Source organism: Collinsella sp. CLA-JM-H32B (genome assembly GCF_040098065.1).
Lineage (GTDB): Bacteria > Actinomycetota > Coriobacteriia > Coriobacteriales > Coriobacteriaceae > Collinsella.
In genome coordinates this window covers 64,516-78,247 of record NZ_JBBNNA010000005.1, presented here as the reverse complement: position 1 = coordinate 78,247, position 13,732 = coordinate 64,516, and the positions used below count along the sequence as shown (strand labels likewise).

Genomic DNA, 13,732 nt, shown 5'->3' with positions numbered 1-13,732 from the left:
GTAACATTTGGAAGGTTAAAGATGGTCTACCTGTTACAGATCGAGACGTTTTGCTGGAACGACCGGAACATCGCCGCGCTGTCTCCGTTTGCCCTCACATCTCTCTTCCTCCCTTTAACCGATATGTCCGCAGCAGCCCTGTCGCGCTGGGTGATAATGGACAAATGTTCAAGTTAATCGTGAGGGAGGAGCTCGATATGGCGTCTGCCGATCGTCCCACGTTGTTTATCAATGCGACCGTCCTGGATGGTTCGGAGCATATGGAGCCGCAGCCCGATATGGCCGTGGCCGTTGAGCGCGGTGTCATCACCTGGATGGAACCGAGCGCCGTGGCCCAAGCTCCGGCGGGTGCCGAGGTCATCGACCTGGCAGGTGCGTATCTCATGCCGGGTCTCATCAATATGCACGTGCATCTGTGCGGTTCGGGCAAACCGGTCTCGGCGGGAGATGCCGGCGCGCTGATGAAGAAGCTCGACAATCCCGTGGGCCGCGCCATCGTACGCCATATCCTCAAGGGCAGCGCTCAGCAGCAGCTGGCAAGCGGCGTGACCACGGTGCGCGGTGCAGGCGACCCGCTGTTTGCCGACATCGCCGTGCGCGATGCCATCGATGCCGGTAAGTATCAGGGTCCGCGTCTGGTGGCACCGGGTACGGGCGTCACGGTGCCGGGTGGCCACGGTGCGGGCCTCTTTGCGCAGGTGGCTAACAGCCCCGCCGAGGCGGCCGAACAGGTGCGCGACTTGTACGCGCGTGGCGCCGACGTCATCAAGCTGTTCGTGACAGGCGGCGTGTTCGACGCGACCGAAGTAGGCGAGCCAGGCGTGCTGCGCATGCCGGTCGAGGTTGCCGCTGCGGCATGCAAGGCGGCGCACGAGGTTGGCCTTCCGGTCATGGCCCATGTCGAGAGCACCGAGGGCGTACGCGCTGCGCTTCAGGCCGGCGTCGATACGATCGAGCACGGCGCTCCTCTGACGCCCGAGATTCTGGAGCTGTACCGCGGTGCCGCGGGAACACAGCTCGAGGGGCGCGCGCCGAGCGTGACCTGCACGATCAGCCCGGCGCTGCCGTTTGTATTGCTCGATCCGGAAAAGACCCATTCGACCGACACGCAAAAGAAGAACGGTGACATTGTGTGCTCGGGCATTATCGAGAGCGCTCGCGCCGCCCTGGATGCCGGCGTTAAGGTGGGCCTGGGCACGGACTCGAGCTGCCCGTTCGTGACGCAGTACGACATGTGGCGCGAGGTGGCCTACTTTGCCAAGTACGTCAAAGTGAGCAATGCCTTTGCGCTGCATACGGCCACGCAGGTCAATGCCGAGCTGCTGGGCCTGGGTGACGAGACCGGTACGATCGAGTGCGGCAAGGCGGCCGACATTTTGGTGACGCGCGAGAATCCTCTGGACGACCTTGCGGTGTTGCGTGAACCGATGCACGTGATGTGCCGCGGCAACCTGGCGCGCAAGCTGAAGGTCAAACGCATCCCCGAGGTCGACACCGAGCTCGACGCGATTATGGCCATGCCGGCAGAAGCCCTGGCAGAGGAGCTTGCCCGCGATGGCGTAGCTTAGGCACTGGCGCGACGGGGCGACAGCCTTATCGAATGATGTCGCCCCATACAAAAAGCCGAGGTCTCAACACGAAGCCTCGGCTTTTATTTTGTCCTATGGTGTAGCGGCTAGGAGCGAGTTTCCATCTTGGCATGGCACTTGGGGCAGGTGACGCGGATCTTGCCCTTGCCCTTGGGGACGGACAACATCTGGCCGCAGTTGGGGCACTTGAGGTACGCCGTGGTCTTGCGACCCTTCCACATCTTCTTGGCCGTTCGCTTGGCGCGCTCAAAGTCTTCCTTGCTGGTGCCGGCCGCGCGCGAGGCGTTGGCAGCCGCAGTCCCGCCGCCCAAGCTGGCGACGAACTTGCCTAGGCCGGGGACGTTTGCGGTCGCCGCGACAAAGGCATCGTTCTCCTTGCGACGCGCGTCGATGTTTTTGGACAGGCCACGCAGCACGCCAAGTACGATCACGGCGATGGCGATCCAGCTGAGCCACTGGATACGGGCCATCGAACCGATCATCGCGATGATAATGCCTGCGAAGCCCATCACGATGGTGAGCTCATCGGCGCCGTTGCGACCCTTCATAAAGTCATTCATGCGAATTGCCTTTCGTTCGATATGCTGCACGCCTTTATACCCCTTTTGGTGCATTGGGGACAGGTTAATCTGCACCAAGGTGGTGCAACGTACCTGTCCCCCTTGCACCAATTACTTGGCGAGCTTGTCGACGACGCGTTCGATCTCGGCGAGCTTGGCGGCTTTGAGCTCCTCGTCGCCCGATTCGATGGCCGAGGCGACGCAGCCCTCGATGTGTGCCTTCAACACATCGGCGTTGATGCGGGCGATGAGCGCCTGCGTGGCCATGAGCTGCGTGGAGATGTCGACGCAGTAACGGTCCTCCTCCACCATCCGCAGGATGCCGTCGATTTGCCCGCGCGCCGTCTTGAGCATGCGGGTCACCGATTTTTGGTCTGCCATCATGGCGGGTCCTCGTTTCTGGTCGATTTTCCGGATGCCCCGTCAGTTGCGGTGAAATAGTTCTTGTTTGCAGGCTTGAAGCGCTAAAACAGGAACTATTTCACCGCAACTTCTGAGGATTGAGTAGGCGGCGCCTGCTACGCGGCGGTCACGGACAGGGCGTGGAACTTCTCGCCCGCGCCCTCGACGGCGGCGGCGAGCTGCTCGGCGGTCACGGTGTCGGCGCACTCTACCTGGACGGTCTGGGTCTCGTGATCGGCATCGGCATCGGTCACGCCGGCTACGTTGAGCAGCGCGGTCTCGACAGTAGCGTCGCAGTGGCCGCACATAAGGCCGGAAGTCTTGATTGTGTAACGCATGGGTGTACTCCTTATCGATTGAGATTATCTGACAGTTTAGTCGTGAACAGCGTCATCTTAAAGGTGTGCTGAGGTGCCCGAGATTGCCCCGAAAGAGGAGCGAAGCGTACTTGGGTACGCGAGCGACGGTTTGAGGGGCAAGGTCGGGTGCGTCAGCGCGCCGTCTTGGGCTTAAAGCTTCGCAGACGCAGAGCATTGCTTACAACGCACACGCTCGACAGGCTCATGGCCGCAGCGCCAAACATCGGCGAGAGCTGCCATCCGGTGAGCGGGAAGAACACGCCCGCCGCCAGCGGAATGCCGATGCCGTTGTAGAACAGTGCCCAGAACAGGTCCTGCTTGATGTTGCGGATCGTGGCGCGTGAAAGCTCGATGGCTCGGGCGACGTCCATGAGGTCGCTGCGCATGAGTACCACGTCGGCACCCTCCTTGGCGATATCGGCGCCGGTGCCGATGGCAAGGCCCACATCGGCGCGCGCCAGGGCGGGGGAGTCGTTGATGCCGTCGCCCACCATGGCGACCTTGCCGCCCGCATCCTGTAGTTCGCGCACGTGGCGTTCCTTGTCGGCGGGGAGGACGTCGGCGATGACCTGTTCGCTGCTCAGCCCCACGCGGCGGGCGATGGCCTCGGCCGTCACGCGGTTGTCGCCGGTGAGCATGCGCACGTCGACGCCGAGCTTGCGGAGCGCGGCGATGGCCTCGGCACTCGTGTCTTTGACCTCGTCAGCCACGGCGATGGTACCAACGAGCTCGCCGTTCTTGGCAAAGAACAGCGGCGTTTTGCCCTCGGTAGCAAATTGCTCGGCAAGACCGGCGGGCACCTCTGCGCCCAGCTCGCTCATCAGACGAACGTTGCCGGCTGCGATGACATTCTGCCCCTCGCGCGCCGTCACGCCACGACCGGGCACGGCGGCAAAGTCCTCGACCATGCGTGCGACGATTCCGCGCGTTTCGCACTCGGCCATAATCGCCTCGGCCAGTGGGTGCTCACTCTGGCGCTCTAGTGCGGCGGCAAGCTTGAGCAGCGCCTTTTCACTCATGGCGGGCGAGCCGTCGGCGCGCGCTGCAACCACGATATCGGTCACGGCCGGCTTGCCGCGGGTGACGGTGCCCGTCTTATCGAGCACCACGGTGCCCACGTTGCGCAGATTCTCCAGCGCCTCGGCGCTCTTAAACAGGATGCCCATCTCGGCGCCCTTGCCGGTGCCCACCATAATGGCGACGGGCGTGGCCAGGCCCAGCGCGCACGGGCAGCTGATCACCAGCACGGCCACGGCGGAGGTGAGCGCCTCGTTCACGCTGCCGGTCAGTGCCATCCAAGCCACAAAGGTCACGGCCGAGATTGCAAACACCACGGGCACAAACACGCCGGCGACCTTATCGGCCATGCGGGCAATGGGCGCCTTGGTGGCGTTGGCGTCCTCGACAAGCTGGATGATCTTGGCAAGCGACGTGTCGGCGCCCACGCGTGTGGCACGGAAGGTAAACGATCCGGTGCGGTTGACCGTGGCGGCGTTGACGGTGTCACCGGCGGCCTTTTCCACGGGGATGGACTCGCCGGTGAGCGCGCTCTCGTCCACGGCCGACGCGCCCTCGAGTACCACGCCGTCGACAGGGATAGACTCGCCGGGGCGCACACGCAGGACCTGGCCGGGAAGGATGCTGTCGACGTCCACAACGGTCTCGGTGCCGTCATCGGCAACGACGGTCGCAGTCTTGGGCGCCAGATCGATGAGCGCCTCGATAGCGCCGCCGGTCTTGGACTTGCTGCGCGTCTCGAGGTATTTGCCCACGGTGACGAGCGACAGAATCGTGCCCGCGCTCTCAAAGTACAGGTTGTCCATGCTCGTCATCATGGCCTCGTGCACCTGACCTGCGGCCAGCTGGTTGGCCATGATAAACATGGCATAGAGCGACCAGGCGATCGACGCGGTGGCGCCGACGGCGATGAGGGCGTCCATGGTGGGCGCGCCGTGCACGAGCGATTTGAAGCCGTTGATAAAGTACGCGTCGTTGACGTAGACGATGGGGATGAGCAGGACGAGCTCGGTGAGGGCGAGCGTCATGCTGTGGGTGTGGTCGGTGAAGACGCTGGGCAGCGGCCAGCCGAGCATGTGTCCCATGCCTATGTAGAACAGCGGAATGAGAAAGATGATTGAGATGATGAGGCGGGTGCGCATGGCGGAGGCAGTGGCCTCCAACTTTTTGGTCGGCGACTCCATATGGGCGGCGCCGGACCTGGCTTGCGCGCTGCCGCTTGAGCTGGCGGCGCCAGCGCCCGCATCGACAGGTGAGGCCGAGTAGCCTGCGCGGTCGACAGCGGTGCAGATGTCGTCGGGGGAGACCTGTGCGGGGTCATAGTCCACCATCATGGAACCGGCGAGCAGATTGACCGCGACACTCTTGACGCCGTCGAGTTTGCTCACGGCACGGTCCACATGCGCCTGGCAGGCGGCACATGTCATGCCGCCCACGTCGAACTTATCTTGAGCCATGGCTTCTCCTTTCTGTAGTTCGGTGTTTGAATTGTTAACCTGCCGATACTATACACCCATACCCCCTGGGGGTGTCCAGTGCAGAAAGAAATGTATGACATTCCGATACAGATGAGGGTGGCTGCCGGGTTGGTGCACCATCCCCGTCCTTCGTCTCGATCTGTAACATCTAGCCCCAGTTTTGCCGGGTTACTGTTACAGATTGAGACATACAATTCGGCGGGTGCTTAACATCTCAATCTGTAACATCTAGCAGGGAAAACGGCCCTTTTCTGTTACAGATCGAGATTTTGTTTTGCGAGGTTTGGGTTTGTCTCAATCTGTAACAGTTAGGCCGGTTTTTGGGTTCTAGATGTTACAGGTCGAGACGAACCTTCAGCAAAAATCTTAATGTCTCAATCTGTAACATCTGGCCCCAGTTTTGCCGAGTTACTGTTACAGATCGAGACGAACCTTCAGCAAAAACCTTAATGTCTCAATCTGTAACAACTAGACCTGTTTTTACCGAGTAGATGTTACAGATCGAGATAAACGCCGGGGCCGGAAGTCCTGCCGCAGCCCGTGGCCCTAGATACAGAATCCAGGGATCACGCAGGTCCGCTTGTTGGGCTTGCTCGCAGGGGTGGCGTACGTAAAGACGTCGCCGTCGTGCCCCACGCGGTTCATGTAGAGCGTGCCTTCGCTCTCCGATGTGTCGGGACTCGCTGTTCGTTCCCACCAACAGACGTCCTTGCCCTTCCACTGACGAACCAACGTCTCGTTCGTGGTATACGGACTTACCTTGAGCTCGCGGAAGAGCTGGTATTCCTTGCCCTCGCCGTTGTAGATATCTGCCAGGTAGTGAAAGTCTTCGGTAAATGACTCGGGTGGCTGATTGCCGCAGAGCTCGACCATGGCGGGAAGCCAAAGGGTCGCGGGCAGCTCGCTCAGACACGATGCGCTTCTGGCGGCGCCAACGTTATTCGAGATCTTTTTGACAGATTTGATGAGTGCGCGCAGCTCGTTGGGCAGCAGCTTAAGGCCGTCGCCGTCGAGCCATTCCCGCAGCTCGCAATCTGCCCAGCCGGCGCTCAACGGTTGGGCCGCGGCGTCGCGTTCGGCAATGCCGGCATCGAACATAAACGTCAGTCCGGCCTTGCCCGTCCCGTCCAGAAGCTCGTCGTGGCGGATGCCCACAAGCTGTGCGCCGACCTCCAGCCCGTTGGTGAGCGTGACGCGTTTGGTGCATGGATAGGGGATATGACCGTCATCGTCGAGCAGATGATGGCGCTTGGCGATCTTGCGGGCTTCGGCGTTGCTCCTCGCCGCCTTGATCTTAAGCGAAATCTCCTGCAGCTGATCCCAGGTGTAGTCGTCAAGCGATCCGCGGATGCCGTCGAGGTAGTCGGGAATGCCGAAGCCGTGAGTGGCGGCGCCAATGGCTCCGAGCCCCGCAACGGCTGCGACAACGCCGCCGATAATAAACCGGCGGCGGGTTATGGCATCGCGACGGGCCTGCTCCAAAAGCGCTCGGGCGCGTTCACCGGCGACGTCGATCTTAAGGTGCGCGCCGGCATCGATGTTGATAGGCTGGTGCGAGAGCCCCGGCGTGCTTGCGGCCGATTCGTCCAGGTCGGGAGCGAATGCCAATAGGCCCTCGTAGAATTCGCGCTCGCTGGGGCGCGATGCCTGGTCGGTCACGAGGCAGGACATGATGAGGTCGGCAAACGCCTGGTCGTCACCCTTGTGGGCGACAAGCGGCTCGGGCTCGTTTTGCGTTTTGAGCAGATAGTACGAGCTGACTTCATGCGCTTGGTGCCTGGCCGCCCTAAAGGGGGTGTGACCGCTGTAGAGCTCGTAGAGAATGCTCGCGATGGCGTATACGTCGACGGAGGGAGAGCGACGCAGCTCGGCAATGTTGGGGATATCGCGAGTGAGCATTTCGGGCGCGGCGTATGCCGGCGTGGCATAGCGCCAAATGTCGGCGCGCTGCGTGAGCGTGTCACTGCCCAGGGCCGGGACCGAGGAACCCATATCGACCAGACACGGCTTAAACGCCAGAGCCTGCACCTGCTCGTCGATGCCAAGCTCGTTGGTGCGGAACATGATGTTCGCGGGCGACAGGTCGCGGTGCACAAGCGGCGTCTCGAGGTTTTGGGTCGACAGCAGCGTGCCCAGGACAGCGCAGCCTACCGATGCGGTGGCGGCACAAGTCACGCCCTCGCCATCGTGCGGCAGCATGCTGGCTGCTTTGTCGAGCGACGTGCCCTCGATCCACTCCATAAGGATGAGCGGCTCGCCCTGGCACGTGCCATAGCCGTAGACGTGGGGAAAACCACGCAAGTGTGACACACGGCAGAGGTTTCGGTATTCCTCAAAAAGCGCGGCGGTGTTTGCCAGATGCATGGCGGATTCGTCTGCCGTACGCGACGGGGTATTGGTTCCCAGCGCACGCATGAGCGTGTTGTCCGCGAGCACTTTGACGGCGAATCGCTCGTTTGAGGTGTTATGCGCCTGCAGCACAAGGCCCGTGTTGCCATGTGAAGAGCGGTCGGCTTTGACGATGAGCGTCATAAAGCGGCGTTTGGCGAGTTCCTCGTCGGCAGGATTGACGGGGGCGGCGGTATCGAACGACTCGAGCTGAAAGAGAACCGTCGTTGAATCGGGCTGCGGAGTGGTATCTGCCATGGTGACCTTACCTTGCGGTGTCGCGGACGCGGGCGCACCGCTTCTTACCAGATAGACGTTGTGCCCGGTACGCCACGTACGGCGCCGGGCACAACGCTAAATTGCGAGTTTCATAACCAAAAAACGGGTCGTGGCACCCAAACAAATAGTGTCGCTGTGCCACAGGGGAACGGGCGGGTATTCGACGCCGGGTCTGCGTGTATGGCGCGGCGGCTCGACCACGTGCTGGGACATATCCGCGCCCGAGATGAGCACGGTTCCGTTGGTGGAACCCAGGCCCTGCACGTACCAGTAACCGTCCTTGGCAAAAACGCGTGCATGTCGGCGCGAGACATCGCGGTCGACATCGGTGATGGCACCGGTGCCCGTGGCGAGCGAACCGATTACGGTGCCGCCCTCGCCCTCGTTGAGCGGGTACAGCGGAGGCTTGGCGGCGTTACCCACAATGCGGATAAGGCCCAGGCGCTCGGCATGCTTGACCTCGGGCTCGACGGCGGCGGTAAAGCCTTCGCCTACGCTGAGCTCGGTGGTGGAGAAGTGCCCGCCCATCTTGTCGGCGATGAGCGTCTCGGTCACCTGCACGGCGGCTTGGGGATCGCACAGGCAACCGCACGCCACAAACAGCGTGACCAGCGGTAGTGCACAATCGGCGGCCGTTGTGCCGGGCGCGGCGATGCGATCGCAGGCGTTGCGGTAGATGCGGTCGTCGAGTCCATAGGCGCTCAGCGACTCGCGCATGGCGTCGGCAGCCTCACCGCTATAGTGCTCTGCCACCATGGCACGAGCCATCTCGCTGCCACCGAGGTTGGAGATCAGACGAGCGGTGATGTTTTGGGCCGTCTGGGTGATATCGGCAAACAGCTCGGGGCGCGGACGCTCGACGGGGGCGTGAACAACCTCGCGCGATAGGAACGTTCGCTCGTCCACACGGTCGCGTGGTGCTTTGCCACCGGCCATAGGGGTGGAGCGCAGCAGCATCCAAGCGGTATCACGATTGGTGATTCCGCCGAACTTGCGCAGATCGTCGAACATGACGGAGCGCGGTGTCTCTCGATCCATTGGTCCCCTCCTTGCGGTCGCAGCACGCAGACCGAACTTGCATGCAATTTGACAGTTCAATCTACTATATCCGATTGGACGGACTAAAACATGCACGTCAACGCCGTCTTTACATTGCTATAAACGGGTTGGGGCGCTGGTGTTAGATAATCGCGTCGAATTTGGGCATAACGCGCCAATCGCCGGCGTCGTCGAGCACGCCCCATTTGCCGCTTTCGTTGTCCTGTACAGGCAAAAAGACGTCGGTGGAGGTGTAGAAGATGTCGCCCATGGCACGGAACTTGGGCTCGACTTGCCAAGCGCCGCTCACCGTCGAGCAGCCCCAAAGGCCGGTCGCCTGGTCCTTGACGGGTGCCCAGCCGTTGGCGAACTCGCGCGCCTCGGCAAAGGTGGCAGAAAATGCGCGCGTGCCGTCGGGCAGAATATAGCCCCACGAGCCGTCATCGAACTGCACGGCGGCGCGATTGCTGGCAAAGCGGCGTGCGGATTTAAACTGCGGCTCGATTATCCACTGGCCGTAGCCGTTGATGTAGCCCCAGGTGGTGCCGTCCTGCGTCGCTGGCCCCAGGCCGTTTGCCGAATCCCAGCCGCCCAGGCCCCTAAAGGTCGGCGGCACGTCGTTGCGCTTGCCGGTCTTGATGTAGATGTAGCCCCAGCTGTCCTCTTCGTTGCTGGAGCGATAGGGTACAAAGTTGCCCAGTACCATATCGCCCATGGCGTAGTACTTGGCCTCGACGATCCACTTTCCCTGGCGGTTGAGCACGCCCCAAAAACTGGTCTGCGCATCTTGGGCGACGGCGCCGTAGTCGTTGAAGGGCCGGGTGTCCGAGAACTGCGGCTCGATGGCCCAATTGCCGTCCTGGTCGATATAGCCCCACATACCGGTGGCGGAATCGAGCGCGGCGGCAAGCCCGGCACCGTAAAGCCGCATGTCGCTGTAAGTCGGTTTGACCTTCCAGGCGCCGGTGTCGTTGATCAGACCCCACTTGCCGTCGCTTTGGGCGGCATAGCGCATCTCCACGCTGATGGTGTTGGACGACGTTGCGGAGGTGTCGGAGCTGTCCGAAGCGTCGGAGTCGCTGTCTTTTTTGCTTTTGGACGAGCTGTCGTCGCTTTTGGCGTCTGCCGAAACCGCGGTGTCATTGCCGTTGTGTAGGTTCCGCGACAGCAGGTAGGTGCCGCCACCGACAAGTGCCGTAAAGGCGAGGCCCCCCGCTGCGAGAAAAGCGCGGCGCGAGACGGACGTTGCCGCTGCGGTCGTCGTGGTGGCCGCGGACGCTGTCGAGGAAAGGCCGGCAGGGGCGACGGAACCAGCGGAGCCAGCGGATGCAGAAGGGCCTGCCGCTGCGCCACCAAAGATCGCGTTTTGTGCGACGGGTGCGGCGGTGCCTGCCGCGGGCGTCGCGGGTGCGTGCATGCTCGGCACTGCGGACGTTGCCGGGGCGGCGGGCATGGACGCCGCAGTCGACACGGCGGCATCGGCGCCATAGGCGGCCCGGGGCGCCTCGAGCACAACCGGTACGGGCAGATAGGATGCGTGGTCCCGATGTCCGTGGTCCAACGGGGCATCTTCGGCAGCGGCATCAGGCGCGGCCGCAAACGGGTCAACCGGAGCGGCGACGTCATCGTCCAGCGGAAACATGACCGGCTGCGCGGTGTCGAACGTGGCCGGCACGGGCTCGTCGACGCTTGTCCCCGGGCCGATATAGGTCGTCTGGGCGTCCATGACCCTGCTGCCCCAGACCGGCTCGGGCGTGGGCCAGTCGCCCAGCTCGCTCGATTGCCAACGGCGCAGCAGGTCGAGCATCTGCTCGACGGAGGGACGCCGCTCTTGGTCGACGGCGAGTCCCGCCACGATAATGCTGACGAGCGCCTCGTCGGCGGCCGTGCGGGCTTGTGGCACCTCAAAGGCAGTTTCGGTTTTGACACGGTAGGGCGATGCGGTGCCCAGCGCCTGCAGGTTAAACGGAGTGTGTCCGCAATACAGCTCGTAGAGCACGCTCGAGAGCGCGTAGATGTCAACCGTGGGACTCAAGCGCCTGGTCTCGATACCCGCGATGTCGTGGGTGAGCATCTCGGGCGGCGCGTACTCGGGCGTACCGCCGCGCCAGACGTCGGCGCGCACGGTAAAGGTGGGGTCGATGGGATTGAGCGCCGTGGAGCTGCCAAAGTCGATGAGGCGGATATCAAAGTCGAGTGTGGCAAGCTGGTCTTGGAGCGAACGCTCGCTCGTGGCGACCATGATATTGCGCGGCGAGATGTCGCGGTGGGCAACGCCCGTGTCCAGGTGCCGTACGTTATTGAGAATGGAGAGCACGGCCACGCCGATGGCAGCTACCGCGTCGCCGCGCACGCCGCCGTCCTCGTGGGGGAGCTGCGGGGTGATGTGCTTGAGCGTGGAGCCTTCGACCCATTCCATAACGATGAGCGGCTCGCCGTTACTGGTGCCATAGCCGTATACGCGTGGAAAGCCCTTAAGGTGCGAGACGGTGAGCTGGTTGCGATATTCCTCGAACAGCACGGCGCGCATGCCGGCGGCGATGCGCTCGTCGGAGCCATCGAGATTACGCAAGCGCTTGATCGCAAAGACCTCGCCGGCGGTGTTGGTGGCGCGCTGAACCACGCCCGTGCCGCCCTTGCCCGCGTCGGCATGGACCAGGAACATCGAAAAGCGCCGTCGCGATTCGTCGCGATTGGCGGGATCGAAGGCTACTGCCGGCTCAAAGGTATCGAGCACGACGAGTTCCTGCTGTCCCTGGTTGTCCACGTTCGCCCCCTTGGGAATCGATTGCTTTGCCGAGGCGCCGGTATGCAGCCGCGCCCCAATGAGTCAAGAATATGACTAGTTTCGCTCATTCCGCGTAACGGTGCTGTTGAAAAACACCGTTACGCATGCGGGTGGCGTTTTGCTGTGCGATGATAGCCACGTTTTGAGAAGGGTCATAGTGCCCGATACCTAGACGAGAAAGGACCCACCATGGGTTTTCTTGATGAGATGCAGGCATCGCTCGATCGTACGGCTGCGGATGCCAATCGTGCCCTGCAGGTTAACAGAATCAAGAGCCAGATGAATGACGCCCTTAAGCGCCGCCAGCAGCTTGCCGGCCAGCTGGGTGCCAGCCTGTACGAGGCGACCAAGGACAACGCCGAGCTGCGTCAGGGCCGCGAGGAGCTCTTTGACGGCATCGCCGCAATCGACAACGAGCGCGCACAGCTTCAGGCCCAGATCGACGAGCTCGAGCGCCAAGCGCAGGCAGCGGCCTATGCGTCCGCATTCATCGATTGCCCGTTTTGCCACAACCGTCTGCAGCAGTCCTCTATGTTCTGCTCGGGCTGCGGCAAGTCCATGGCCGAGATCCAGGCCGAGTTGGCTCGCCAGGCCCAGGCGGCTCCCGTGCCGGTCGATGCCCAGGTTGCCCCTGCTGACGGTGCTGCCACGTGCCCCTCGTGTGGCGCTCCCATCCAGGCGGGTCACGCCTTCTGCATGAATTGTGGCCACAAGTTGGCGTAATCGGCAGCGTCTGACCGTGGCTTAGACAGTCGGGGACGATACCTCAAAAACTTTTTCATGTTGCGCAACAAGTTTGCGCGCTGAGCGGTGAATATGGTCGTGTGGACCTCAAAGGTCCGCACGACTTGTTGTTTGACCCCAAGGAGGTACCCGATATGTTCTGTCCCGGTTGTGGCGCCAAGATCGACGACGGCGCTCGTTTCTGCCCTGTTTGCGGCCAACAGATCCAGGCGACGACCGCTGCCCCTGCGCACGCGGCCGCCCCGGCTCAGCCCGTACCTGCCGCTCAGCCCCAGTCCGGCCCCGCCTTTGCCGCGGCGCCTGCCATGCATGCGGCTGCCCCCGCCTCTGCCGTGCATCCGGCCCTGTCCATCGCCCGCATCATCCCTTGCGCTCTTGCGGTGGTCGCGATCGTTCTCTCCTTTATGCCGTGGTTTAGCATCTCGCCCACGGTGGTGCAGGCATCGAGCTACGCGAGCCAGGGCGCCAATTTCCTAAGCCAACTTGCCGGCCAGAACACCGACTATTCGTCGAGCCTGGGCTTTGACGAGAGCTACAACGTCTGGAGCCTGGGCAAGGCCGGCGAGGTCGCCGTTACCTACCAGAGCATGTACGACTCGGCGTCCGACCTCGCCAGCTCGCTGAGCAGCTCCTACTACGATGACTATTCCGACTCGGGCCACGGTCATGCTGTGAGCATCACGAATCCCAACTACGGCAAGGTTTCCTCCGGCGGCGTCTCCTTTATCTCGATGGCCGTTACCGCCTTTTGGGCCCTCGGCATGCTCGCCACGATCGCCGGCATCGTGCTCTACCTCACCCAGGGCCTCAAGGTCGTGCTTCCCGCTGGCTGTGGTCTCATGGTGCTCTCGGTGCTGGCCTTTGAGCTGCTGTACGCCAACATGATGAGTGCTATTGGCTCTGCGGCGACCACCCCCATCTTTACGGCGCTGTTTGCCATTGCCGCCGCCGTGCTCACCTTTGTGCTGCGCGAGCAGACTGTTCCGTCGGCTCACTAGAAAACCGGCGCTCAATACGACCGATTCGTGACCCATAGCGGCCGAGGACAGCATCCCCGGCCGCTTTTCTTTTTCGTCTTTACCCTCGCTCA

10 protein-coding genes are annotated in these 13,732 nt (G+C 62.4%); 3 read left to right on the top strand and 7 right to left on the bottom strand.

The genetic code is table 11. The features are described from left to right. Window positions 1-197 precede the first annotated feature (197 nt). Window positions 198-1,568 carry an amidohydrolase family protein gene (locus AAA138_RS04755; RefSeq protein WP_349089751.1) on the top strand — a complete coding sequence of 457 codons (1,371 nt, stop codon included), beginning with the start codon at window positions 198-200 and terminating at the stop codon, window positions 1,566-1,568. Between the two features lie 107 nt (window positions 1,569-1,675). On the opposite strand, the gene AAA138_RS04750 is transcribed toward AAA138_RS04755, so the two are convergent. The 7 genes from AAA138_RS04750 to AAA138_RS04720 form a co-directional block, all read right to left on the bottom strand. Next, window positions 1,676-2,179 (bottom strand): hypothetical protein, encoded by a 504-nt coding sequence (locus AAA138_RS04750; RefSeq protein WP_349089750.1) that lies wholly within the window; start codon window positions 2,177-2,179, stop codon window positions 1,676-1,678. Window positions 2,180-2,260: 81 nt separating this feature from the next. Then, window positions 2,261-2,533, bottom strand: coding sequence for a metal-sensing transcriptional repressor (locus tag AAA138_RS04745; RefSeq protein WP_349089748.1), 273 nt, complete (start codon window positions 2,531-2,533; stop codon window positions 2,261-2,263). 134 nt (window positions 2,534-2,667) lie between these two features. Continuing rightward, window positions 2,668-2,889: a heavy-metal-associated domain-containing protein gene (locus AAA138_RS04740; protein ID WP_006235338.1), complete on the bottom strand. Its 222-nt coding sequence runs from the start codon at window positions 2,887-2,889 to the stop codon at window positions 2,668-2,670. Between the two features lie 152 nt (window positions 2,890-3,041). After that, entirely contained in the window at window positions 3,042-5,384 is a 2,343-nt protein-coding gene (locus tag AAA138_RS04735) for a heavy metal translocating P-type ATPase (protein ID WP_349089747.1), read from the bottom strand. 567 nt (window positions 5,385-5,951) lie between these two features. Next, window positions 5,952-8,051: a protein kinase gene (locus tag AAA138_RS04730; RefSeq protein ID WP_349089746.1), complete on the bottom strand. Its 2,100-nt coding sequence runs from the start codon at window positions 8,049-8,051 to the stop codon at window positions 5,952-5,954. A 96-nt stretch (window positions 8,052-8,147) separates the two neighbouring features. Further along, on the bottom strand, window positions 8,148-9,110 hold the full coding sequence (locus AAA138_RS04725; protein ID WP_349089744.1) for an FHA domain-containing protein: 963 nt from the start codon (window positions 9,108-9,110) through the stop codon (window positions 8,148-8,150). Between the two features lie 142 nt (window positions 9,111-9,252). Further along, window positions 9,253-11,877, bottom strand: a complete 2,625-nt coding sequence (locus tag AAA138_RS04720; protein ID WP_349089743.1) for a WG repeat-containing protein — start codon at window positions 11,875-11,877, stop codon at window positions 9,253-9,255. A gap of 210 nt (window positions 11,878-12,087) precedes the next feature. On the opposite strand from AAA138_RS04720, the gene AAA138_RS04715 reads away from it, so the two are divergent. Further along, window positions 12,088-12,621 carry a zinc-ribbon domain-containing protein gene (locus AAA138_RS04715; RefSeq protein WP_349089742.1) on the top strand — a complete coding sequence of 178 codons (534 nt, stop codon included), beginning with the start codon at window positions 12,088-12,090 and terminating at the stop codon, window positions 12,619-12,621. Window positions 12,622-12,776: 155 nt separating this feature from the next. Continuing rightward, window positions 12,777-13,640: a zinc ribbon domain-containing protein gene (locus AAA138_RS04710; protein WP_349089741.1), complete on the top strand. Its 864-nt coding sequence runs from the start codon at window positions 12,777-12,779 to the stop codon at window positions 13,638-13,640. Window positions 13,641-13,732 lie beyond the last annotated feature (92 nt).

Excerpts from the sequence above, each read along its gene's own strand:
- AAA138_RS04755 (WP_349089751.1), top strand. The coding sequence starts at position 198 with ATGGCGTCTGCCGATCGTCCCACGTTGTTTATCAATGCGACCGTCCTG.
- AAA138_RS04745 (WP_349089748.1), bottom strand. The coding sequence starts at position 2,533 with ATGATGGCAGACCAAAAATCGGTGACCCGCATGCTCAAGACGGCGCGC.
- AAA138_RS04740 (WP_006235338.1), bottom strand. The coding sequence starts at position 2,889 with ATGCGTTACACAATCAAGACTTCCGGCCTTATGTGCGGCCACTGCGAC.
- AAA138_RS04735 (WP_349089747.1), bottom strand. The coding sequence starts at position 5,384 with ATGGCTCAAGATAAGTTCGACGTGGGCGGCATGACATGTGCCGCCTGC.
- AAA138_RS04730 (WP_349089746.1), bottom strand. The coding sequence starts at position 8,051 with ATGGCAGATACCACTCCGCAGCCCGATTCAACGACGGTTCTCTTTCAG.
- AAA138_RS04725 (WP_349089744.1), bottom strand. The coding sequence starts at position 9,110 with ATGGATCGAGAGACACCGCGCTCCGTCATGTTCGACGATCTGCGCAAG.
- AAA138_RS04715 (WP_349089742.1), top strand. The coding sequence starts at position 12,088 with ATGGGTTTTCTTGATGAGATGCAGGCATCGCTCGATCGTACGGCTGCG.
- AAA138_RS04710 (WP_349089741.1), top strand. The coding sequence starts at position 12,777 with ATGTTCTGTCCCGGTTGTGGCGCCAAGATCGACGACGGCGCTCGTTTC.